Below are 22973 nucleotides of genomic sequence, written 5' to 3'. Positions count from 1 at the left end.
AAGTCCAGAGAGATTTTTTTAATAATGCTAACCCTCAGAACACTGTTCGACAGCAAATTTTATCTCGAAAACAACCCAGATGTCGCCGTAGCAGTTGCCAGAGGCACGGTATCGAGTCCCTTCGATCACTACCGAAAAATTGGCAAATTTGAAAATCGCGACCCGAATGCCCTGTTCGACGCCAGCTATTATTTAGACACCAATACAGATGTAGCGGTATCAGCCAAACTCAATGGCTTTTCAGGAGCCGATCACTTTATTAGATTCGGTCAATTTGAAGTTCGCAGCCCCAACCCTTTGTTCGATGTTGGTTTCTATTTAACAAGCAACCCAGACGTTCAGATAGCAGTCCAAACAAATCAATTTACCGCATTTGAACACTACTTCAGAGTCGGTCAATTAGAAAACCGCAAACCCAGCGTGTTCTTCGATCCCAGCTTTTATCTACAGAAATATCCGCTGGTAGCAGCAGCAGTCCAAAGCGGCGCAGTTAAAAGTGCGATCGGCCACTACATTCAATTCGGTCAACAAGAAGGACTGTTGAGCACTCTCCCCGATCCCGCCGACAATTTGAACGCAGCAAAAAACCTCGGCATTCTGGGAGAAATTCAAACTGCAAGCGATTTTGTAGGCGCTGCTAAACCAGCCGAAATTTACAGTTTCATCCTCAACACTCCCAGCCTTTTCAGTGTAACTGTGGACGGTTTGAGTGCAGATGTTGATGTAGAATTAATTCAGGATCTGAACGGCAACGGCGCAGTTGGATTAGAGGATATTATTGCTTCCTCTAACAATTTAGGCACGTCTTCAGAAACAATTATCAGTAATGGGGCTTTGCCTGCGGGGGCTTATTTCGTCCGCGTTTCTCAATTTCAAGGCGATACAAATTATGACTTGAGATTGCTATCGGCTCCCTCAGCAATACCCCCCCAAACTTAAAATCACATTAACTTATATAGCAAGCCTAAATCCTTCAAGCGAACACACACTCTTCTCTTCTGTTCCTTCGCGCCTTCGCGGTTCGTTAAAAAAAATCTGGTTCACAAATGATTTAGACTTGCTATAAAACAGGCTTCGGCAGCCGTCAATTTACCAATTATTAATTACCAACTACCCATTACCAATTTTCCTGCTTTCAATTATTAGTTCCCCGCCCTCCCGGAGAGGGCAAAGATTGAACAGGTGCCGGAGGCCAATTAGAGCGATTTCTGGTTAGAGTAGTAGACACCAAAGCGTAGCCCAAAACAGCAGGAAGCACGATCGCGCTCAGAAACACGATCCCCGCCGCCCAAGTCATCGCATTCGAGATCGGGCCGTAATGAGTGCGGTAAGGGTCAAACAGTGGTAAATTCGGCCTGGGGGCGTCCCGCAGCGCGATCGGACGTTTGAACCGCACCCGCCTGTCGTCGATCTTTTCAAGCAAAATCCAGCCAACTTCCGCCTCTTCCTCGCACAGCTTGTGAAAAATCGCAGGATTGCGAAACAAATCATTGCTAGCCCGCACAATCTTGTACTCCCAAACCGTCAAATCAACAGCATTAGGAGCGGATTTGGGATTGCCATTCGAGCGCGCATTTTCAGGCGCATTAAAATTATCTTCTTGAGATTCGTACCGAGTCAAAACTTCCTCCTCATCGTCGTACTTTTGCCCCGCAGCCAATTGCTCGCGGCTCACTAATACACCCGCGAGCGCAGCCTCCAAGCCGAGACTGCCAACCATCAAACTCCAAATCAGAACTTCAACCATAAAAGGAGTTAAAAGTTAAAAATCAAAAACTAAAAAGACTCGCTTTTAACTTTCAATCTTTAATTTTCAAATAGCCTTCCACCAGACAATCTGCACCTACCGCGCGCCAAGAAACCCGCTCTAAAGTCAAAGCATCAGTCATTGCGGAAAACCCCAAATCTCCCACAGGAGTAGGAGCAGCTTGGCCGCCGACAATTTTAGGAGCAATAAAAGCCATAATTTTTTGAACTGCACCCTCAGCAATTGCCTTGGCAGCCAAAGTGCCGCCGCACTCCCACAGTACAGAAAGAAAAGATCGATCGTACAAATAAGCCATAACATTAGTCGGCGTCAGAGGCGAGAGTTCCACAACTTCCACCCCTTTGGCAATCAAAAATTCCTGAAATTCCGGGTTAACCCCAGGCTCAGTCAGCACCAAAGTAGCCGCCACAGAGGTTTCCCACAACCAAGCCGACTTCGGCAAATCCAAAGTGCGGCTCATCACCACCCGCAGAGGATTATTCCTATCAGGTTGGTGACTCGTCAGTAGGGGATTGTCCAGACGCACCGTATTTCCCCCAACAATTACAGCATCGCAGCCGACACGCACCCGGTGAACCTCGCTGCGAGCCTCCTCGCCTGTTACCCAAGCGCTGTGGCCGCTACTGGTAGCAATTTTACCGTCCAAAGTCATTGCATATTTCAAAATTCCCAAAGGCCGGCGGTACAAAATCCGGTGCACAAAAGCCTCGTTGAGTTTTTGGCAAGCTTCCCCTTCCACTCCCGCCACCACTTCAATGCCAGCCTCTCGCAACCGAGCCAGCCCAGCTCCAGCTACCAAAGGATTCGGATCGACCATGCCAGCCACTACTTTTGCCACCTTGGCCTTAACTAAAGCTTCGGAACAGGGAGGAGTCCGGCCGTAGTGGTTGCAGGGTTCCAGGTTCACGTAGACGGTCGCTCCTGCGGCGAGTTCCCCCGCTTCCCGGAGCGCAAAAACTTCGGCGTGAGGTTGACCGGCACCGGGATGAAACCCTTCGCCGACAATCTTGCCGTCTCGGACAATTACAGAACCCACAAGGGGGTTGGGTGCGGTTTTGCCCAGAGCACGGCGAGCCAATTCTATGCAGCGGCGCATCATGGCTCGATCGAACTCTTGAACTTCGCTGTTTTCCAGTTGTTTTGTACCTTGCTGCTGTCCGTTAGCTAAGCTGGCGATCGCTTGAGCGTCCGCCGGAAAAGTTTCCATAAGATTTTGGTATTATATCTATCCCTGAGTGTACTTACTTTAACACTCTCTACAGGTAAAAACAGGTTAGATATCTGGGAAGTTTGCTTCTGTATTAACCCCTAAATAATGTCGTTGTATTATCTCAACGCTGTTACCGCAAGCAGTAGCTAACAAAAGTAAGTCTGTGCCAGCCTCTGCCATAAGGGTAATGAACGTATGGCGGGTATGATAAGGACTGAGGTAGCAACTGATTGCGCCAGATTCTGCAAGTTGTGTAACTATGCCGGGATAGCGATAAACTTTATCTTTTGCACCGCAACGGGCCTCTTGCCATAAGTCACCAAAAGTATTCGTGTTGTAAGAATTACCTTGTGTATTAACAAAAACTAAATCAGTGTATTTAGCGTTAATAGGCTTAATCCGATTCAACAAATCGTTAAGCTTAGGGTAAATTTTGAACAGTCGCACCTCACCCGTTTTAGTAACTTGAGTGTTTTTCACTCGTCCGTTATAAGACTTACTAAATCAGACATAGTTTTTGTCACGTCCAATAAATACATCTTGCCATCGCATTGCGAAAGCCTCACCACTACGACATCCAGTTAAAAACAGAAATTCAACTAACGGCGCAGCTTGGCGATGTCTCCGACTTGAAGACTCATAGAATGCCTTGATAATAGTATCTCGCTCTTCCTTAGTAAAAGCGCGACGGTCGCTTTCATTAGAATCAATGTCAGTATTATCAGTCTCCCACCATTCTTTAACTTCTCCTGCTGCGTCAATTGTTGGTTTGTACTTATCAGTTTTATTTTCTGTATTTCCACCGATAGTCACAAACGGGTTAACAGTAAGCTTTGTTTTACCCATAGATTGTAATCTGGCAAAAGCTTGAGAAAGTTCGGCTTGAACCCGTACTTTATTTCTAACACTTGCAGTTTGTTGAGTAATCCGTTGCTCTAGATTGCTGTCTGAAAGCAAGAGGCTATATATTTCACTTCCATTGTCAATAAATTCATGTCGGGAATAATCCCAGTGCAATCCTTTGATGATGTTGGTGTAAGTTCCGCGAAAAATAGTCTCAAACGTAGTCGGCTGCAATTGTGGTTGTTTCCAAATCAAGTAATCCTCCCACATTGCCCCTACTGTCATCTCAGGTTCAGGCTCAGGTATTGGTGCTGCTAATTTCAATTCAGCGGTGTACTTGGTTTTTAAACCGTACTTAGCAAAACTGGGGTCAAACAACTGTTGCCAGTCTGGGTGCTGCAAGTCACCTTCAATCCGGTAAGCAATCGCAACTGCTTTTTGCCAGTTCTCGGGTGTGTCTTTCATCCCTAAACCCTGATGCTTCCGCTTCCCGCCAAAAATGGGATTGTACTTAGTGCTGAATTGTAACCGAAGGCTACCTTTATCGGACTGAACATTAATCGTCTCTGGTAGGGCTGGTGTTTTAGCGTACATATTGATTTTTCAAGGTTCTGTAAGGGTTTCAGGTTTCTATCAAATTTCTATCAAATCTCGGTGAATCGAGGGATAGATGTACTTTGCTAGAAACTACTATAAAAGCGGCATAGCATATTTACGATTAAAGTGTATTCACTTTGATGGTAATTTTGGCTGCGATCCGACGATCGATTGCGGCTGGGGCAAACTGTACGTTACCACTGAGATATTGCACCATTCTCAATTAGCCTTTTATGAACAGGCTGTCCGGCCTGTTCCACAAGAAAATTTATCTTTTGTGGAACAGGCCGGACAGCCTGTTGCTGACAATGGTGCAAGATGTGAGTTACCAGGAGCGAAGGGCAATTTAGGCCGATCGACCCCGCAGGCCCGAACAAATAGCTTTAACATTAAGAAACAATAACAGGTGCTTGAGAAAACAATGAGTCAGGACATGGAGCGGGAATTTGCCAGCCGCGACGAATTAATAGCCTACGTGCGCCAACAGTTCCCCGAAGCCGCCGCCCGGGACAGCAGCGTACCCCCGATCCCAGGCGGGCGCAAAGCAGCCGAGACAGCGCTGCAACAAATTGACCCCGGCAAGTACGCCTCAACCCGCAATTTCCTCAACGGTGCGGTAACGCGCTTGTCGCCCTATTTGCGCTACGGCGTTTTGAGTCTTGCCGAAGTCCGGGATGCCGTGCTCGAGAAGGTGCGGCATCCTGAAGAGGCAGTGAAACTTGTCAACGAGTTGGGTTGGCGGGATTATTGGCAGCGACTGTATGCCGAATTGGGCCAGGGGATTTGGCAAGACCGGGAAGCTTACAAAACTGGTTACACTGCTAAAGATTACAGCGAAACTCTGCCGCAGGATGTCATCGAGGGCACGACTGGTTTGGTTTGCATCGACAGTTTCAGTCGCGAGTTGCGAGAAACTGGTTATTTGCACAATCACCAGCGGATGTGGACTGCCGCTTATCTCGTACACTGGCGGCGCGTGCGCTGGCAAGCCGGAGCTCGCTGGTTTTTGCAACATTTGCTAGATGGAGATCCGGCGAGCAACAATCTTTCTTGGCAGTGGGTAGCGAGCACTTTTAGCCACAAACCTTATTTTTTTAATCGCGAAAATTTGGAGCGTTACACTAAGGCGGTTTATTGTCGCGATTGTCCTCTGTACGGGCAATGCGATTTTGAGGGAACTTACGAATATTTGGAAGGGCAGTTGTTTCCTCAGGGAGAAAAGGTCGATCGCAGCGGCGGTTCTAAAAGTTGGGAACGCCCTAAAAAAGGTCGCAGAAATTAAAAAGTTATTGGTTGACAGTTGACTGTTGTCTGTTGACTGTTGTCATTAGTTACCAATTCGCAATTACTAATTTATGAACAATCCGATTATTTGGCTGCACGGCGACTGTTTGAGTCCCTCTGGCCCCGCTTTTCAAGCGCACCCAGAGGCACCGGCCATCTGGGTTTGGGATGATGCGCTGATTGATGAATGGCAGTTAAGTCTCAAACGAATGGTGTTTATTTACGAATGTTTGCTGGAGTTGCCGGTAGTTATTCGGCGGGGCGATGTGGCTGCGGAAGTTATCGCTTTTGCGATCGAATCCGGCGCGAATCAAGTGGTGACTGCGGAAAGTCCCAGTCCTCGGTTTCACGATATTTGCCGGGAAATTAAGCGAGCGCACCCAGTAGAAGTTTTGCCACCGGAAGCCTTTGTCCGCTACGATGGTTATATTGATTTGAAGCGTTTTTCTCGCTATTGGCGCGTCGCTGAAAAATATGTTTTCTAATTATTGGAAATTGGGAATTGGGAAAGGGTAACTAGAAATTGGTGTTAAATCCATTAAATCCTGTACACTGCTCGTTGCCGAACTTCAACTCCCCTTCAAACGCTCCAACAGCCATTGAAATCTTGATTCAGCTAAGTCGGGATTTTCGACATTTTCCGGGATAGCGCCCTCGTCGTCGGGTTCTTGATATATTAAACCATCACTATCATCGCCGAAGCGTTTGACTGTACCCCGCAGTCTCGACGACAGAAATTTGGTAATCGCCCGATAAAACCGCAGGGAAAAAAGCACGTCTTGCTCGAGTTTTTCAGTTAGCAGCCGCCGTGGAATTGACAGGATGAGGCACTCTTCAATTGCCGTGACGCTAGCAGAAGGAAGCCTCCCGTCTACAAAAGACATTTCGCCCAACACTTCCCCGGAAATAATTTTTCCAATTTCTTTGTCGCCCAAAGATGATACAGCAACGCTCAAAGTTCCCTCCAGAACTATGTACAGGGCGTCTAAGGGCTTACCTTCGGTAATCAGAGTTGTGCCGGGGAGGATTTGGGTGCGGGTGCCGTTGGCGAGCATCCAATCGATGTCGCGATCGCTCAATTCGCCTAATATCACTAGAACTTTGCTCATAAAGTCAGGTTGAGATGAGATACTTTGTATTTTTTTACTTGTTTAGTTGCGTGCTGTTGTGAGATGGTCAGACCATGAGCGAAAGCGAAGGCTAAACTTTACAAATAGAACACTAAATTTTACACAATTCTAATAATATTTAGTAAATTTGACACGATCGAGCTACAAATGTTTGTCCGATTAGTGCTATTCTACATTACTTGTCAGGGACTGTGCAGCAGCCGATCGCGTTGTTTTAACTGCACTTGCTTTGGACGGCGGGGCTGCCAAAACTGTTTTGAAAGCTTGCTGTCTCTTGGTTTCGAGGCGGTGCGCCCTCAAAAACCGGATTTTTCCGGCGTGGCTGCGAGTGCAGCGCCCCCAAGTACAGAATTGTAGAATGCAAGCCAGACGCGCGATCGACCCCTCAATTAAACAGGATCGAGGGTGAAATCATCCCTAGGATTGATTTTTAGCCGATCGATAGGTAAATTTAAATTAGCCTCTAAACCGGCCGTCAGTTCTTAAATCTAATCAGCTTGAGAGTTGACTCTTCAACGGTTGAGTGCCAATCTAGGAACAACACAACTCATATTTGTGTCTTTTTTTAGCAAAGCTCTCGACGGTCGCCCTCAAACACTTACACTTTTAACACACGGTTCATTGAGGAGTTTCTATGAATAGTCTATTTTCCAAGTCTACTTTCGCGTTAATAAATCTTGCTGCTTTAGCTGTTTGTTGCAGTACCCTGTCAGCGAAAGCTGAAACTGGCAACTTGCCGGATATGGGTACAACTGCAACAATCGCAGCTCAAAATAGTGACCAAATTTCTGAGCCTGCGGCAACTTCAGCAGTTAAACCCGACGCAGAAACAACGGCTAGTAATAAAAAAATTGATTCTATCAGTTGGAGCCAACTAACAGAAACGGCAGAGCCAGCAGCCTCTGAACCGGCAGCCAACTTGCAAGTATCTATTGCAACACCAGAAAAATCGGAAGCAGCAACATCTGAAATTGCTGGAACAGAAACTGCGCCAAATACCTCCATTGCTGCTGAGACAGAAAAGTCGGAAGAAACCGCTAAAATTGCTGATAATAGCGTCAAAGTGGAGTCAACTGTCGAGAATGCCAAAAAGAGCGATCGACCTACCTCAATTGTTGCCGAGAGCAATAATCTGGAAGTAACAGCAACGAAGGAAGAAAAAGAAGTCCAAACAGCACAAGAATTGTTGAGCAATCCTGTGAGCACTTCCGCCTCAGCTTTGACAAACCAACCGAAAGTTGCTGAAAAACCGGCAACTGCCTCAGAACCAACTAAAAAAGTGGCTCAAGGAACTCCAATCCGACCAGGGCGAGCTACCCGTTCTGGGCCCAGCTACGTCGGGATTGGCGGCAATCTAGGTTTTGGCGGAGATTCAGCCTTAGGCGACGGTTCATTTGCGATTATTAGCAAAATCGGTTTGACGAACAATTTCTCGGTGAGACCGACTGTTTTGTTCCGCGACAACTTAGCTTTTCTAGTTCCTGTTACCTACGATTTTGTATCTCAAGAGACCGTCGAAGTCAGCGAGGATTTTGTGATTACTGCTGCTCCTTATGCAGGTGCTGGCGTGCTAATTTCTACCGGGGATGACGGTACTTTTGGCTTCCTGCTTTCGGGGGGTGTAGATGTGCCGCTGTCGAGCAATTTTACAGCAACAGCGGGACTGAATATTGGTTTTGTCGATGGAGCTGAAGTGGGATTGTTAGTCGGTGTCGGCTATACGTTCCCGAATATTGCCAGGTAGTGTTGCTGTTTGAGCAAACGCAGGACAAATAAATATGTGGGGGGTTGGCTGTAGGAATACAGTCAACCCTTTTTGATGATGGAAAATCAAAAGCAATCGAGGAAACGGCAATGCCGTTTCCCTACCATCGAAGGACACGGCAATTCGGAGGAGACGGCAATGCCGTTTCCCTACCTAGAGGTAGCTGATTAATCATTGTAGGGACACGGCAGTGCCGTGTCCTGACTCCGGGGATGAGGTGAAAAATTAACTGCGATCGCCGAGATAGATGTTTGTGAAAGATACAATCATGGTGGGATCGATCGCACATTCTCACCAACCACCCGAAAAAACCGTGACCAAAACAGAAATCTTAGCAGCACTCAAAAATCTGACAGCAGAAGAACGCCTAGAAATCATCGAAACAGCTTCGCGGATGATGCGCGAAGAAATAGAAGAAAAAGCCCAGCGCAAAGCTGAGAGAAAGCAGAAACTCAGATCCGCAGCAGAAGCAGCAGTCAAAGATTATATGCCGGGAGGTGCTTTACATGATTTGTGGTCGGCTGACAGCGAACCCTATTTTGAATCCGAGGAAGAATACCTTAACGCAGGAATAAAAACTAATGCGTAGAGGTGAAATCTGGCTGGTTGCGCTTGAACCTACTGTGGGCGCGGAAATCGGCAAAACCCGTCCGGTAGTAATTGTCAGTGATGAAACGGTGGGAATTTTGCTGCTTGAAGTTATTGTTCCCATCACTGACTGGAAAGAGCGATACACCGAGAGAAATTGGATGGTTCGACTAGAACCCAGCGGCGAAAATGGCTTGGCGAAACTCTCCGCAGCCGATACTTTTCAAGTCCGTTCCGTCTCGCAACAAAGATTTGTCCGACAACTCGGAACCCTGTCCGAGACAATTATGGAAGAAATTGCAGAAGCACTGACAATTGTTCTGGATCTAGATTGAATAACTAGGCAACAGCGTACAAATAGTGTTATTTATAGATAGATTGTATGGCGCGATGGCCTAAATGATTCCTATACAACTTACACTCAAAAATTTTCTCAGCTATCGCGAAGCTGCTTTAGACTTTCGCGGCCTGCACACCGCTTGCATTTGCGGGCCTAACGGTGCCGGCAAATCCTCCCTCTTAGAAGCCATATCCTGGGCACTTTGGGGCTGTTGTCGCAGCGATACGGAAGACGATATCATCCATATCGGCGAAACTGATGTGCGCGTTGATTTCACTTTCTCCATCGGCGGCCAAATCTACCGCGTGATTCGCAACCGCCGACGCGGACACTCGGGAAGTTTAGAATTTCAAGTAGCAACAAACCCCCCCTTCCTTGGTAAGGGGGGACCAGAAGAAGTGAATTCTTCCCTTGGTAAGGGGGGGCCACAAGAAGTGAATTCTTCCTTTGGTAAAGGGGATCCCGAAGAAGTGAATTCTTCTCCCCCCCTTAGTAAGGGGGGGTCGGGGGGGGTGAATTTTCGCACGCTCACAGACAAAGGTCTCAGAACAACTCAGCAAAAAATCCTCGAACACATCAAACTAGATTACGATACTTTCATCAACTCGGCGTATTTGCGGCAGGGGCGAGCTGATGAATTTATGCTCAAAAAGCCGATCGAACGCAAACAAGTTTTAGCCAACCTGCTCAAACTCGACTCCTACGATACTTTATCCGAACAAGCCAAAGATACGTCCAAACAATTTAAAGCTCAAGTCGAAGTGCTCAAACAGAGTTTGCTAACCGTACAAGAGCAACTGCAACAAAAAGAGACGATCGCCTCCGAACAAAATCAATTGCAGCAGGCAACCGATTTGCTCTCTTCACAGCAGCAAGCCGACACAACCGAGTTGCAGCAACTGCAACTCCAGCACCACAACCGCCAAACTTGGCAAAAACTCCTCGCCGGCCACCAGCAACAGCACTACAATATTTCTCAAGAATGCCGCCGCTTGCAGCAAGAACTCAGCGCAGCCAAACAGCAGCAAAATGAGCTGCAAGCCCTCCTAGAACAAGAAAATGAAATAACAGCAGGCATCGCGTATTTCCACAGCTTGCAAGCCACAGAAGAGAGTTTCTCTGGCAAATTCAAAGCTAACCAACAAGCCCAAAATCAGCGTCAGCAATTGCAAGAACAGCAGCGGCAAGAACTGAGCTTTTTGCAAAGCAAAATTCAGCAGTTGCAAGCTCAATTAGATGTTTTAGAACAGGATGAAAAAGATGTTCTGGAGATTCTCAAACAGCAGCCGGAGGTTAACAAAGGACTCGCACAGTTGCAAGCAGTTCGATCGCGCCTCAACGAACTAGAGCAACTGCAATTGCAGGTTTCGCCGCTGCTACAACAGCAGCAGCAAAAGCAACAAAAGCTCGATCGGGCCCGCGCCGGTTTAACCGCCCGCTTAGACGAAATCAACCGACAGGTGCAAGTTCAACAGCAGCAGCGACAGCCACAATTACAGCAGGAAATCTCGGCCATCGCCAATCAAATTTTGCAGTTGGAAAACAAGCGAGTTTATCAGCAGCGAGTCCGCGAAAAAGGTCAAGAAAGGCACGACTTTCTAGGAAACCTGCAAGCCAAAAGCCGCGACTATCAAACCAGACTCGCCGAGATCGACCAAAAACTGCAACTGCTGCGGAAACATGAAGGAGAAAAAACCGCAGGCGAAGGTAAAGCCTCGGATTTTGCGGAAAACGAGCCATCGAATTCGCCTTTAATGGTGCGGGATGCAAATTTTGGCAATTGTCCTTTGTGCGATCGACCTTTAGACGAACACTACTGGAATTTGGTAGTCACAAAACACCACTCCCAACAGCAGGAAATCTGGAATCAACTGTGGGTAGTCCGCGAACAGTTGGCCGTCTCCGAGCGCGAAATTCAAGTCCTCAGACATGAATACCGCGAACTAGAAGAGGAATTAGCGCCCTACCAAGAATTGCGGGAACGCCGCAGCCATTTGCAAGCACAATTAGATGGACTAAGCCAAGACGAAAACCGGCTGCAAAGTATGCGTCAAGACGCTGCGGAAATAGAGCGGTTGCTGCGCACCGGCGAGTATGCAGCTTCGGATTTGGCAGAACTCCAGCAAATCGAACAGCAACTGCAACAGCTCAATTACAGCGATAGCAGCCACTCCCTCGCCCGCAGCGATGAAAAGCGCTTGCGGTGGGCCGAAATTAAGCAAGCTCAAATCAAAGACGCTCAACAAAAACTGAATAAAATTAATGCCCGCCGCCCGGATTTGCAAACTCAATTAGCCACCGTACAGCAACAGTTAGAACAGCAAAAAAATAGCTCGGAAATACAGCAGCAAATTCTGTCTTTAGATAGATACATTGCGGAAATTGGCTATAATTTGGAACAGCACGAACAGGTTCGGATCGAAATGCGCCGATCGCAGTTTTGGATCGCGCGCGCCGAAAAACTGCGATCGGCAACTGTGCAGTACCCACAAGTGCAGCAGCGGGTTAATGAAATAGCAAATTCTATCGCTGTGCGCGATCGAGATTTGCAAGCTGTCAGCGCTCAAACTTCAGCGATGAACCAGCAATTGCAAGAATATCCCGATCCCACAGCCCGAATCAGCGCGCTCGAACAGCAAATCAGTCGCCGCCGCCAGCAGCTTGACCAACATTTGGGAAGTCTCGGACGCCTCCAGCAGCAGCAGCAAAATCTGGAATCTCTGCAAGTTCAGCTAGTAGCTCAAAAAGAGCAAATGCAAGTTGCCAAACGCCAGCAGCGAGTTTATCAAGAGTTGGGTCAAGCATTTGGTAAAAACGGCATTCAAGCTTTAATGATTGAAAATGTTTTGCCTCAACTCGAAGCGGAAACAAATCAGATATTGTCGAGATTGAGCGCAAATCAATTGCACGTTCAATTTATTACTCAGCGGGCTGCTGCTTCTAAAAAAGCCACTAAATTGATTGACACTTTAGACATTTTAATTGCTGATGCTCGCGGTACTCGCGCCTACGAAACTTACTCTGGCGGTGAAGCTTTTCGGATTAATTTTGCGATTCGGCTGGCGCTGGCGAGACTGCTGTCTCAGCGGGCGGGAACGGCTTTGCAAATGTTGATTATTGATGAGGGATTCGGGACTCAGGATGCTGAAGGGTGCGATCGGCTGATTGCTGCAATTAATGCGATCGCCTCCGACTTCGCCTGCATTCTCACCGTTACCCATATGCCCCACCTGAAAGAAGCTTTTCAAGCCAGAATTGAAGTAAGCAAAACTGCTCAGGGTTCTTGCATCAGCTTGTCAATTTAAAAGGGTTGGCGAGCCGGATGGAAGGAGGAGAAGAAAAAAGTTGGAAATAGCCGTATTTTCACCTTTTGTTTTCTTTCCGCCTTCGGTATTTTCACCTTTTTTTTTATGGATAAGTGCCGAATGCCTTCTGTTATCATACTTTCAAACAAGAAGGCCACTTTATGCCCCTGTTCCAAACCATTATGGAATCAGTCATTGCCAATCTCAAATCTCAAATCTCAAATCTCAAATGGTCTTACTCGTCTCCCCCGTCGGCTGGTTTTGGCTGCTGACTTGGTTAACAAAGCTAAATTAAAAATAAAATTATAGAATAAGAATGACTCAAGCTATTTATAAATTTTTATTGTTCAGTCCGCTCCTCGGGAGTTTGGATCTTGCCACCGATGACAACAGACTCTTTCCACCTGTCTCTCCTAGAGCGGGCGATCGCAGCATCGAGCAACAGCATTCTAATCGCGGATGCTAGCAGGCCTGACATACCTATTATCTACTGCAATCCTGCTTTTGAGAAACTGACTGGTTACAGTCGCGAAGAAGTTATTGGACGCAACTGTCGGTTTTTGCAGGGCCCGGATACCGATGGCGTCCAATTAGACAGACTCCGCAGCAGTTTGCGAGCGGGAACTGAAATTAAGGTAGTTCTCAAAAATTACCGCAAAGACAAAACTCCTTTTTGGAACGAATTAATCGTTTCCCCCATCCTAGACAACGAGGGAAAATTAACTCATTTTATCGGAGTTCAGAACGATATTAGCAAAAGAGTAGCAGCCGAAACAGCCCTGCAAGAAAGCGAAGAAAGATTGCGGGCGATCGCCACTGCGACTCCCGTTCCCCTGCTAATTACTCGCCTAGAAGACAGCGTAATTTTGTATGCAAATCCTGCCATTGAAAAAAGTTTAGGTTTGAGTTACGAACAACTTATGGGTGGCAAAAACAATGATTTTTATGCCAATATCCACGACCCCATTCAATTGCTAGAATCAGTAAAACAAAAGGGCTTTAGCGACAGCGAACAAATCTGTCTCAGGAAAGCAAACGGCAGTTTTTTTTGGGTAAAAATGTCGATGAGATCGATTAATTTTAACGGCGAAGCAGCAATTTTATCGGCATTTTACGATATTACCGATCGCGTAGAAGCAGAAACAGCACTGCGGCAAAGCGAAGCGAGGTTTCAAAAACTAGCCGCCAACGTTCCCGGAATGATTTATCAATTTCAGTTAGCAGCAGACGGCACTATGTCATTCCCCTACCTCAGTTCCGGCTGCCGCGAACTCTGGGAATTAGAACCAGAGGTACTCCAAAATTCAGCTATTCCCGCTATCGAAATGATTCATCCAGACGATGCGCCAAGCTTCCACGAATCTGTTGCTATCTCAGCTAAAACTTTAGAGCCTTGGCGGTGGGAAGGCAGATTAGTTTTTCCCGGCGGCGATCGGATTAAGTGGATTAGCTGGGCTTCGCGACCCGAACCGGGCGAAAAAGATGACATTATTTGGGACGGCTTGTTGATTGACATTAGCGATCGCAAACTTGCAGAATCCGCACTGCGGCAAAGCGAAGCCAGATTCCAAAAAATGGCGGCCAACGTGCCGGGAATGATTTATCAATACTTGCTGCGTCCCGACGGTTCCAATGAATTCATTTATGTCAGTTCCGGCTGTTGGGAACTCTACGAATTAGATCCAGAAAAAGTTCAACAAAACTCCGATTTAATGTGGTCGAGGGTGCATCCAGACGACCTAAAACCGCTGTTAGAATCAGTCGCAATTTCCGGCGAAACTTTAAAACCTTGGATATATGAAGGGCGGATCGTAACGCGATCGGGAAGACTGAAATGGATTCGCGGCATCGCCCGCCCCGAACTGCAACCGAGCGGCGATATACTTTGGGAGGGGGTGACAATCGACATCAGCGATCGCAAGCTAGCAGAAATCGCCCTCAGCGAGTCAAAAATCGCCCTGCAACAAGCCAATCAAGAACTTGAAAAGCGCGTCCTAGAACGCACGGAAGCCTTGCAAACGTCCCAAAAAATGCTGTGGTTGGTAATCAACAACATCCCTCAGTTAATCGCCTGGAAAGATCGAGATTTAGTTTATTTGGGAGGCAACAAAAACTTTGCTAAAGTCGCAGGTTTCAATCACCCCAATGAAATCGCCGGTCTCACCGACTTCGATATGCCCTGGACGCCGGAAGAAACAGAAGTTTTTCTAGCCGATGACCGCCGTATCATGGCAACAAACAGCCCAGAATATCACATCATAGAATCAAAAATGCAAGCCGACGGCACCCAATGCTGTCTGGAGACAAATAAAATACCTTTACACGACAATTACGGCAATGTTGTCGGCATTTTGTCTACGTTTGAAGACATCACCGACAGGCTTTCCCTAGCAGCTCAAGTCCGCGCCAGCGAGGAACTATTTCGCACAATTTTTGAAGATGCACCCATTGCTATCTACTTAGCCAATTTAGACGATAACAAGTTAGTGCGAGTCAATAAAACTTACTGCGAAATGCTGGGATATACCGCAGCCGAATTGCTCGCCAAAACATTTATAGACATTGGCCATCCCGAAGATAATCCCAAAAATCTCCAAGTTGCTGCTTCTCTAGAGCGGGGAGAAATTACGAGCTATCAAATCGAAATCCGCCAGATTGCCGCTACAGGTAAAATTGTTTGGGTAAACGTCACAGCTACTTTGATTAGAGACGGCGAAGGAAAACCTATTTACAAATTAGGGATGATTGAAAATATTACCAACCGTAAAATTTCCGAAGCAGCACTCCAAGCTTCCCAATCTCAATTGAAAAAACAAGCAGCCCAATTGCAAGAAGCCTACGAACAGCTACAAGACGCTCAAATCCAATTAGTTCAATCAGAAAAAATGTCGAGCCTCGGTCAGATGGTGGCTGGCATCGCCCACGAAATCAACAATCCCGCAACTTTTATTAACGGCAATATTTCTCATACATACACCTATTTTCACGATTTAATTGAACTCTTGAATCTCTACCAGCACAGCTACCCATCCCCAGTACCTCAGATTGCTGAAAAAGTTAAGGAATTAGATTTAGATTTCCTCAAGGAAGACTTGCCAAAAATGCTCAATTCCATGAAAATCGGAGTAGAAAGAATCAGTAAAATTGTGTTGTCTCTGCGGAATTTTTCGCGGTTACACGAATCAGAAATGAAGTTTGCCGACCTTCATGAAGGAATTGACAGCACGCTGTTAATTTTGCAACACCGATTGCATCAGGAAAATAAACAAAACCTGATTGAAATTATTAAAGACTACGGAAAAATATCGAAAGTTTACTGTTGTGCGGGGCAGTTTAACCAGGTATTTTTCAACATTATCAGCAATGCGATCGACGCACTAGAAAACCAACCGCAACCTCGGACGATCGTGATTCGCACTGAAATGAAAAAAGCCGGCTTGAAAAGCCAAAGTAAAAGCCAGCTCGTTAATTGCGATCGCATCGTCATTTGCATCGCCGACAGCGGCCCGGGAATGACCGAAGACGTTCGCAAACGGCTGTTTGACCCCTTCTTCACCACCAAACCGGTAGGGTCTGGAACAGGCTTGGGATTGTCCATCAGCCATCAGATTGTGGTAGAAAAACATAGGGGAACCCTGCGGTGCATCTCAGCGCCCGGACAGGGAGCGGAATTCTGGATTGAAATTCCCTGCTCCGCTAACGGAAATTAATCTAAAAGTTTCAATATCTAACTTTTAATTCCCAATTGCCGTCGGTGCTTGAGTTATCAGGGTTTTGAATTAACCGCACTCAGAAGCCGAAATAAATCGCATTCAGCGGTGTGCTAATCTGCTGCCCTTATTCGCTAGGCAATTATGCTCAAAAAACTACCTTTATCCTGGTCTCGCTACATTCCAGCCGGGTTGACGCTCGCTTTGGGTGTAGGACTCTCGGCCCTGGCATTCGCCTTGGTTTGGGACTGGGAAGACAACCGCCGCGACTACGAAATGCACCGCCGCATCGACGATATTTCCATCGGCATCGAACGCCAGCTAAACTCCGACTTAGACGCAGTTCTCGCCCTCAGCGACTACATGAAAGCCTTCAGCGCCGTCGAGCGTTCCTCTTTTGCCCGGTTTGTCGCCCGTCCCCTATCCGTCCACCCCAGCCTGCAACTCCTAGCTTGGGCCCCCCGCATCCCCAATGCTCAGCGGCGCAACTACGAAGCCAAAGCCAGAAGCGAAACCGACTCCAGCTTCGAGATTACAGAGCGCGGCCCCCGAGGAGAACTGCGCAAGGCCCCTCAACGTTCCGAATACTTCCCGGCTTTCTACGTCGAACCAACAGCCGGAAACGAGACAGCATTGGGCTTTGACCTCGCCTCCCACCCAGAAATCCGCGCCGCGCTCGATCGAGGCCGCGATACTGGAGAAATGATTGTCACCAACTACGTCGGCCTAACTCAGGGGCATGTTCCGGAACTGGGTCTTTTGGCAATAGTTCCGATTTACGAAACCAGCACTAAACCAACTACCCTAGAATCCCGCCGCCAACTGCTGCAAGGATTTGTTCTGGGCGTATTTCGAGGCAAAGATATTTTCCAAACCTCTTTAAAAGGACGCAATACCGACTACCTCACCATTTATCTCGCCAGCCAGGCTCCAGACAAGCAAGAAGCACCGCCGCTGTTACCGCAAACGGGCAGCCCCGTTCTCAAAAATCTGCCTGCTGACGGCCCTATTCAGCAATTTGCGGTGCTGTTCCAATCCGCCAACCAACAAGTGCTCCCAGCATCAGCCGCTGCGGAACGATCCCTCAGACAAAACTGCCCGATTCTTTACAATCCAGGCCCGGAGTATACAGCTTGCAAAAGGCTGCTGAAAATTAGCGGCCGCCAGTGGTCTCTGTACGTGTCGGCAACGCCGGAAATTCGGAGGATTCGCAAGCACTGGCGCTCTTGGGGAACTCTGACGATGGGGATGCTGTGGACTCTGATTCCGGTGACATATATGCTGACAGCTTTGAGCCGCACCGCCCAAATCGAAAAGCTAGCCCGAGAAAGAATTCGCCAAGCCGAACAGTTGCAGGCTGCTTACCTGCAGTTGGAACTCGAACAAGCTAAATCCGAGCAACTGCTGTTGAACGTTTTGCCGGCAGCGATCGCCCTGCGCTTGAAGGACAATGAACATAATATCGCCGAAAGTTTTGGGGAAGTCACTGTGATGTTTGCCGACATTGTGGGGTTTACAGAACTTTCGTCGAGAATTTCAGCGACGGCGGTGGTGAAAGTCCTCAACGATATTTTTTCGGCTTTTGACCACTTGGCCGATCGCCACGGTTTGGAGAAAATTAAGACTATTGGTGACGCTTACATGGTTGTCGGCGGTTTGCCTACGGCCAGAGAGGATCACGCCGAGGCGGTTGCGAACATGGCGATCGATATGCTGCACGAAATTAGGCTCCTGAGTTTAGAACATTCGGAACCTTTCAGCATTCGGATCGGGATTAGCAGTGGCCCTGTCGTTGCCGGCGTGATCGGCTTAAAGAAGTTTATTTACGACCTCTGGGGAGACACAGTAAATATTGCTTCGCGCATGGAATCCCACGGGATTACCGGCTGCATTCAAGTCACCGCCGAAACCTACGAGATATTAAAAGATAAATATACTTTTCAGAAGCGCGGCGCTATTCAAGTTAAGGGCAAGGGATACATGGTTACTTATTTACTGACTGGGAAAAAAGATTATTGACCCAACCCAAAAACGGATACAAGCCTCCGAATCCGCGATCGACTAAGACTTTCGATCGCCAAGCTAAAATAGTGTAAGCTCAAAGTATTCTATCACCCCTGCACCAAAAAAAGGAAAAACCATGACGACGCTGCTAATTCAAACCGAAAGCGTCCCACTGACGGTCAATTTCCCTGCGATCCAATCGATGACTGTTGAACAGTTCTATGAATTCTGTCTAGTTAATCGCGATTTGAGAATTGAGCGTACAGCCAGTGGGGAAGTTATCATTATGTCACCAGCCTTTTCAGATACAGGGAACCGCAACATTAAAATTGCTCAGCAACTTGCGAACTGGGCAGAACAAGATGGCACAGGTGAAGCGTTTGACTCCAGTGCAGGCTTTACCTTGCCGAATGGAGCAACCCGATCCCCCGATGCCTCATGGATTAAACTAGAGCGCTGGAATGCCTTAACAGAAGAACAAAAAGCCTCATTCGCACCGATTTGTCCAGACTTTGTGATTGAATTGCGGTCTGCTAGTGATATTCTCAAGGGATTGCAAAACAAGATGCAAGAATATATTGACAATGGTGTATCGCTCGGCTTTTTGCTCGATCGCAAAAATAGAAAAGTCTACATCTACCGTCCCGATCGCGAACCTGAAATCTTAGATAATCCTGAAACAGTCAGCGCAGATCCAGAGTTACCGGGATTTGTCTTGTGGATGGCAAAAATCTGGTGATTTAGATCGTTACACCATACTCAAAGACATCAATTCATCTGTCATTTATTTTTTAGCTCCAATCACTAAATCATATCGTGTGCGGTTGCATCGGTATTGTTCCAACCTCCAAACAGTCAGTTGTCCCGAAAGCATAATTTTAGTCAACAGTCAACAGTCAACAGTCAACAGCCAACAATCATCTTGCTCGTGCAACCGGAATTATATCAATTAACTGCTCTCGTTCCCAGAGTTGTAATCATTGGCTTAAGGCAGTTTATGAGCAGTGGATTTGACACTTCCGGGCGTGAACGCACGGGGGAGTTTGCGATCTAGCTTAGACTTCAGTTTGTGCTTCAGTGGGTTCCGATACCGCATTCTAGATAGAAGTTTACTAGGCTTGCTTTTGAGCTTGCTTTCTTTTGCTCAAAACAGCCCGTTGAATTGTCAGCAAAATTTTCCCCTCTTGTTCATTAATTTCACCGTCAGCCTCGATGATGTCAGTGCATCGCTTTAAAAGTGGTTCGGCAAAGTCGAGTTCGAGTTGTTCGAGTAAAATATCCAACTTGGGAGGCAATTTAGACTTATTTTTCACCGCTTCAATCTCAGCTAAAGACGTGGGATTTAAATTCGCTGCTTGTAATTCGGGTAATAACTCATCCCATCGGGTAAATTTTTGGGTGGTATAGACGACATACACCAAAATCCAATCCATCACCGTTTCTTGTGCGATCGCTTTCTCTAAATATTGCTCACTTTCCGCTTGCAAGACTTCTCGTAAATCTTCGAGCTTGGTTTCGATTTTCGAGGAATCGAGATGCGCTTCATAAAACCGACAAGCACCGTATCCCAGCGCGTAAATCATTGTCGCACTGGCGCTAGCATTAATCACCGCACCCGCCAAGGGAATATTGCTGACAAGCGTAACTCCAGCTTCGATCGCTAAATTGCTCCCCAAGGATAAACCGAAAATAGCGACAACTTCTTTTTTGCGATCGCTCGATTGCAAATCCATTCCATAGGCGGCAGCTATTTGATAAACCAACTCGGCGGATAACGCCGTCATTGCCGCTAAATCCATGCCAGCAAATGCCAAAGCTGCGCCCGGAACTAAACTGCTAACCAAGCCACTTCCTGCCGCTAGCAAGGCTTTTTCCACCATTAAGCGATGTGCGATTTCTTGAGGTTTCTCGTGAGGATATTGGCGCTGCAACTCTCGAACTGGCCCCTCGGCAGTCACTACATCAACTTTATCGATCGCATTAACTAACCAGTCGATTTTGAAATTTTCAGTCAGTTTTTTCAAGATAGGACTCTGGGAAATCGAACCGAGGGCTGAACCCCAAAAATTGGGAAATTGGAGTGCTGCACTTCCGGCATTGCCTACCGCACTCGCGGTATTAACAACAATCTCACCTCCAGCACTGCTTGCTGCATTCCCCACCGCACTCGCGGTATTAACAATCGCACTTCCGGCATTGCCTACCGCATTCCCTACCGCACTCGCAGTATTAACAATCGCACTTCCGGCATTGCCTACCGCACTCGCGGTATTAACAACAATCGCACCTCCAGCACTGCCTACTGCATTTCCCACTGCACTCGCGCTATTAACAATCGCACTTCCGGCATTGCCTACCGCACTCGCGGTATTAACAACAATCTCACCTCCAGCACTGCCTGCTGCATTCCCTACCGCACTCGCGGTATTAACGATCGCACTTCCGGCATTCCCTACCGCATTCCCTACCGCACTCGCCGTTGCAGAGACGGCTCCGAACACGGAACCGAACCAATTGGATTTATCCCCTGGTTCAGCCTGCACCTCCGATTTGGATCGATCCTTGGTTTCTGCTACTTCGGTTGCTGAGAGAACTTCTTGTGAGTGGATGCTGTCTATTTTGCTTTCGTTGTTATCTAGCATTGGTTTACTTTGGGGTGACGTTTTCATTGCAGCTTTTTCAGCAATGCGTTGGATTTGACACTCCCCACTCGCGTACAGATAGGGATTCGTTTCCTGGTAATAGTGTAGCGCGATCGTCCCGCTGGCGATTTTTCGTCTTTTGCAGTGCCAGCAGGACGATCCCCATCCCTCATCTTTCAACCATTAAACCATGACCGAAGACATCAATTCATCGGTCATTTCAAAATTAGCCGTCACACTTTGCACGTCGTCCAAATCTTCCAGTGCATCCATTAACTTTAGGAGCGATCGAGCTTTGTCAGGAGTATCTATTTCCACTGTATTGCTCGGAATCCAGCGATTTTCCGACTGCAAAACAGCAAACTTTTTTTGTTTCAACACATCAGCCAGTTGTTCCAAATTACCCACACTTGTAAATACCTCTGCACCTTCAGTATCCTCATCAATTAATATCAAATCATAAGATTCCGCAGCCGCCTCTAGCGACGCTTCCAACAATTGTTCCTCATCAATCGGGCCGCGTACCGTACAAACTCCTTTGTGGTCAAACATCCAGCCCACACAACCAGTTTCGCCCAGGTTGCCGCCATTTTTAGTAAAAGCTTCTCGCAAGTCAGCCGCTGTGCGGTTGCGGTTGTCTGTCAGCGCTTCAATTAGAATAGCAACTCCGCCAACGCCGTAACCTTCGTAGCGAATAGCTTCTAAATCCGAACTTCCCCCGGCCAAGCCCGCACCTTTGGCGATCGCCCTTTCTATGTTTTCATTAGGAATACTCGCCGCCTTGGCTTTTTCTATAGCCGTCCGCAGTTGAAAATTGCCAGCGGGATCGGGAACTCCGCTGCGGGCCGCGACAATAATTTCGCGAGATATTCTAGCAAAAACTTTGCCTTTAACGGCATCAACTCTAGCTTTTTGGCGTTTAATATTCGCCCACTTACTGTGTCCAGCCATACCTATTTAAGATTTTCGATTTAAAATGTGCGATCGAGATTAAATAATAACACCCAGATTCGGACAAATCAGATTAACGTAGGGTGCACCTCGGCGCACCTTACACACATAGCATAAAATGCGATTTTTCGCACGAATCTCAACTTTAATTAAACCGGATCGCGGTTTCAGAGTGACTCAGGTGAGAAGTATCGCCATTAAGTGCGATCGACCATTCTCCCTCACCCCGTACCACTTTTACCAAACAGCACAGAGAAGCATTAATTTCCGTTTCCGCACCGCCCGCCAGCCCGATCGCAGTTCCTAAAACCGACGCATCGTGACCTACTAATAACATATCTTCGGGAAACTCTGCCGCGAGGCGTTTAGCAGTTTCCCCCGCTCTTTTGAAACAAGCTTCCACGGTTTCGGGATAATTAGCAATACCGCCTTTGTAGGAAGCATCAATCCTGGGAAAGCGCCGGCACAAAGCTTCGACGGACTCAGTTTCCGGCATTTCTGTCATCCATTCAGGATTCAGCCATTCGCACAGTCCCCACTCTAGTTTAATTGACAAATCGAGAGCTTCAGCCGCGTGATTTGCTGTTTGGACAGTTCGCAGAAAAGGAGAAGCAAAAATATGAGAAATTCCTTCACCTTTGAGGCGATTTGCGAGTTGTTTGGCTTGAATGTGACCGTCTTCGGAAAGGTGGGGATCGTAGCGGTGTTCTGCGGTGAGAAACCAGTCGGGGTTAACGAAGTCGATGCGGTTTCCGTGTCGTGCGATCCAGACTGTTTGTGGCATGAGTTGGTTTTAGTTTTGCTTCTTGATGTAATATTATATCAAAGATGCTGAT

Annotated in this window: 20 protein-coding genes; 12 read left to right on the top strand and 8 right to left on the bottom strand. The window is 47.3% G+C overall.

Features of this window, described 5'->3' with window-relative positions:
- Positions 1–24 precede the first annotated feature (24 nt).
- Positions 25–939, top strand: coding sequence for a PPC domain-containing protein (locus tag QUB30_RS21190; RefSeq protein ID WP_333337154.1), 915 nt, complete (start codon positions 25–27; stop codon positions 937–939).
- 196 nt (positions 940–1135) lie between these two features.
- Here the strand turns inward: QUB30_RS21190 and QUB30_RS21185 are convergent, their stop codons facing one another.
- The 4 genes from QUB30_RS21185 to QUB30_RS21170 all read right to left on the bottom strand — a co-directional run bounded on the left by QUB30_RS21185 (position 1136) and on the right by QUB30_RS21170 (position 4415).
- Positions 1136–1747: a hypothetical protein gene (locus QUB30_RS21185; RefSeq protein WP_333337152.1), complete on the bottom strand. Its 612-nt coding sequence runs from the start codon at positions 1745–1747 to the stop codon at positions 1136–1138.
- 52 nt (positions 1748–1799) lie between these two features.
- Positions 1800–2975, bottom strand: coding sequence for a bifunctional diaminohydroxyphosphoribosylaminopyrimidine deaminase/5-amino-6-(5-phosphoribosylamino)uracil reductase RibD (gene ribD / locus QUB30_RS21180; RefSeq protein WP_333337150.1), 1176 nt, complete (start codon positions 2973–2975; stop codon positions 1800–1802).
- A gap of 66 nt (positions 2976–3041) precedes the next feature.
- Positions 3042–3458, bottom strand: a complete 417-nt coding sequence (locus tag QUB30_RS21175; RefSeq protein WP_333337148.1) for a hypothetical protein — start codon at positions 3456–3458, stop codon at positions 3042–3044.
- Positions 3459–3482: 24 nt separating this feature from the next.
- Complete coding sequence (locus QUB30_RS21170) at positions 3483–4415, bottom strand: hypothetical protein (RefSeq protein ID WP_333337146.1); 933 nt, start codon at positions 4413–4415, stop codon at positions 3483–3485.
- A gap of 76 nt (positions 4416–4491) precedes the next feature.
- Here QUB30_RS21170 and QUB30_RS21165 point away from each other — a divergent pair, with 76 nt between their 5' ends.
- From QUB30_RS21165 to QUB30_RS21155, 3 genes are all read left to right on the top strand, one after another.
- Complete coding sequence (locus QUB30_RS21165) at positions 4492–4821, top strand: hypothetical protein (protein ID WP_333337144.1); 330 nt, start codon at positions 4492–4494, stop codon at positions 4819–4821.
- An 18-nt stretch (positions 4822–4839) separates the two neighbouring features.
- Positions 4840–5700: an FAD-binding domain-containing protein gene (locus QUB30_RS21160; protein WP_333337142.1), complete on the top strand. Its 861-nt coding sequence runs from the start codon at positions 4840–4842 to the stop codon at positions 5698–5700.
- Positions 5701–5773: 73 nt separating this feature from the next.
- On the top strand, positions 5774–6187 hold the full coding sequence (locus QUB30_RS21155) for a hypothetical protein (protein WP_333337141.1): 414 nt from the start codon (positions 5774–5776) through the stop codon (positions 6185–6187).
- An 84-nt stretch (positions 6188–6271) separates the two neighbouring features.
- Here QUB30_RS21155 and QUB30_RS21150 read toward each other — a convergent pair whose 3' ends face one another.
- A complete protein-coding gene (locus QUB30_RS21150) occupies positions 6272–6811 on the bottom strand; it encodes a cyclic nucleotide-binding domain-containing protein (RefSeq protein ID WP_333337139.1) in 540 nt (179 codons plus the stop codon).
- Positions 6812–6979: 168 nt separating this feature from the next.
- On the opposite strand from QUB30_RS21150, the gene QUB30_RS21145 reads away from it, so the two are divergent.
- From QUB30_RS21145 to QUB30_RS21110, 8 genes are all read left to right on the top strand, one after another.
- Positions 6980–7189: a hypothetical protein gene (locus QUB30_RS21145; RefSeq protein WP_333337138.1), complete on the top strand. Its 210-nt coding sequence runs from the start codon at positions 6980–6982 to the stop codon at positions 7187–7189.
- A gap of 277 nt (positions 7190–7466) precedes the next feature.
- Positions 7467–8576, top strand: coding sequence for a hypothetical protein (locus QUB30_RS21140; RefSeq protein ID WP_333337136.1), 1110 nt, complete (start codon positions 7467–7469; stop codon positions 8574–8576).
- A gap of 274 nt (positions 8577–8850) precedes the next feature.
- A complete protein-coding gene (locus QUB30_RS21135; RefSeq protein ID WP_333337134.1) occupies positions 8851–9186 on the top strand; it encodes a hypothetical protein in 336 nt (111 codons plus the stop codon).
- On the top strand, positions 9179–9520 hold the full coding sequence (locus QUB30_RS21130; protein WP_190657517.1) for a type II toxin-antitoxin system PemK/MazF family toxin: 342 nt from the start codon (positions 9179–9181) through the stop codon (positions 9518–9520). The genes QUB30_RS21135 and QUB30_RS21130 overlap by 8 nt, the downstream gene beginning before the upstream one ends.
- 64 nt (positions 9521–9584) lie before the next feature.
- Complete coding sequence (locus tag QUB30_RS21125; RefSeq protein ID WP_333337132.1) at positions 9585–12830, top strand: SMC family ATPase; 3246 nt, start codon at positions 9585–9587, stop codon at positions 12828–12830.
- Positions 12831–13213: 383 nt separating this feature from the next.
- Positions 13214–16540: a PAS domain S-box protein gene (locus QUB30_RS21120; RefSeq protein WP_333337130.1), complete on the top strand. Its 3327-nt coding sequence runs from the start codon at positions 13214–13216 to the stop codon at positions 16538–16540.
- A 144-nt stretch (positions 16541–16684) separates the two neighbouring features.
- The gene (locus tag QUB30_RS21115; protein WP_333337128.1) at positions 16685–18559 is read left to right on the top strand and encodes an adenylate/guanylate cyclase domain-containing protein; all 1875 of its coding nucleotides are present in this window, start codon (positions 16685–16687) and stop codon (positions 18557–18559) included.
- 121 nt (positions 18560–18680) lie between these two features.
- Complete coding sequence (locus QUB30_RS21110) at positions 18681–19283, top strand: Uma2 family endonuclease (RefSeq protein WP_333337126.1); 603 nt, start codon at positions 18681–18683, stop codon at positions 19281–19283.
- A gap of 373 nt (positions 19284–19656) precedes the next feature.
- Here QUB30_RS21110 and QUB30_RS21105 read toward each other — a convergent pair whose 3' ends face one another.
- From QUB30_RS21105 to QUB30_RS21095, 3 genes are all read right to left on the bottom strand, one after another.
- A complete protein-coding gene (locus QUB30_RS21105) occupies positions 19657–21186 on the bottom strand; it encodes a hypothetical protein (RefSeq protein ID WP_333337124.1) in 1530 nt (509 codons plus the stop codon).
- Positions 21187–21369: 183 nt separating this feature from the next.
- Positions 21370–22137, bottom strand: coding sequence for a YebC/PmpR family DNA-binding transcriptional regulator (locus tag QUB30_RS21100; protein ID WP_333337122.1), 768 nt, complete (start codon positions 22135–22137; stop codon positions 21370–21372).
- A gap of 145 nt (positions 22138–22282) precedes the next feature.
- Positions 22283–22921: a histidine phosphatase family protein gene (locus tag QUB30_RS21095; RefSeq protein ID WP_333337120.1), complete on the bottom strand. Its 639-nt coding sequence runs from the start codon at positions 22919–22921 to the stop codon at positions 22283–22285.
- Between the last annotated feature and the right edge of the window lie 52 nt (positions 22922–22973).

The sequence above is a fragment of the Microcoleus sp. BROC3 genome (assembly GCF_036702515.1).
Lineage (GTDB): Bacteria > Cyanobacteriota > Cyanobacteriia > Cyanobacteriales > Microcoleaceae > Microcoleus.
The sequence above is the reverse complement of the archived record's forward strand: the minus strand, read 5'-3'. Positions and strand labels throughout refer to the sequence as shown.

Excerpts from the sequence above, each read along its gene's own strand:
- QUB30_RS21155 (WP_333337141.1), top strand. The coding sequence starts at position 5,774 with ATGAACAATCCGATTATTTGGCTGCACGGCGACTGTTTGAGTCCCTCT.
- QUB30_RS21185 (WP_333337152.1), bottom strand. The coding sequence starts at position 1,747 with ATGGTTGAAGTTCTGATTTGGAGTTTGATGGTTGGCAGTCTCGGCTTG.
- QUB30_RS21130 (WP_190657517.1), top strand. The coding sequence starts at position 9,179 with ATGCGTAGAGGTGAAATCTGGCTGGTTGCGCTTGAACCTACTGTGGGC.
- QUB30_RS21160 (WP_333337142.1), top strand. The coding sequence starts at position 4,840 with ATGAGTCAGGACATGGAGCGGGAATTTGCCAGCCGCGACGAATTAATA.
- QUB30_RS21105 (WP_333337124.1), bottom strand. The coding sequence starts at position 21,186 with ATGCTAGATAACAACGAAAGCAAAATAGACAGCATCCACTCACAAGAA.
- QUB30_RS21190 (WP_333337154.1), top strand. The coding sequence starts at position 25 with ATGCTAACCCTCAGAACACTGTTCGACAGCAAATTTTATCTCGAAAAC.
- QUB30_RS21120 (WP_333337130.1), top strand. The coding sequence starts at position 13,214 with ATGACAACAGACTCTTTCCACCTGTCTCTCCTAGAGCGGGCGATCGCA.
- QUB30_RS21140 (WP_333337136.1), top strand. The coding sequence starts at position 7,467 with ATGAATAGTCTATTTTCCAAGTCTACTTTCGCGTTAATAAATCTTGCT.
- QUB30_RS21095 (WP_333337120.1), bottom strand. The coding sequence starts at position 22,921 with ATGCCACAAACAGTCTGGATCGCACGACACGGAAACCGCATCGACTTC.
- QUB30_RS21110 (WP_333337126.1), top strand. The coding sequence starts at position 18,681 with ATGACGACGCTGCTAATTCAAACCGAAAGCGTCCCACTGACGGTCAAT.
- QUB30_RS21125 (WP_333337132.1), top strand. The coding sequence starts at position 9,585 with ATGATTCCTATACAACTTACACTCAAAAATTTTCTCAGCTATCGCGAA.
- QUB30_RS21145 (WP_333337138.1), top strand. The coding sequence starts at position 6,980 with ATGTTTGTCCGATTAGTGCTATTCTACATTACTTGTCAGGGACTGTGC.
- QUB30_RS21170 (WP_333337146.1), bottom strand. The coding sequence starts at position 4,415 with ATGTACGCTAAAACACCAGCCCTACCAGAGACGATTAATGTTCAGTCC.
- QUB30_RS21165 (WP_333337144.1), top strand. The coding sequence starts at position 4,492 with ATGTACTTTGCTAGAAACTACTATAAAAGCGGCATAGCATATTTACGA.
- QUB30_RS21100 (WP_333337122.1), bottom strand. The coding sequence starts at position 22,137 with ATGGCTGGACACAGTAAGTGGGCGAATATTAAACGCCAAAAAGCTAGA.
- QUB30_RS21115 (WP_333337128.1), top strand. The coding sequence starts at position 16,685 with ATGCTCAAAAAACTACCTTTATCCTGGTCTCGCTACATTCCAGCCGGG.
- ribD (WP_333337150.1), bottom strand. The coding sequence starts at position 2,975 with ATGGAAACTTTTCCGGCGGACGCTCAAGCGATCGCCAGCTTAGCTAAC.
- QUB30_RS21150 (WP_333337139.1), bottom strand. The coding sequence starts at position 6,811 with ATGAGCAAAGTTCTAGTGATATTAGGCGAATTGAGCGATCGCGACATC.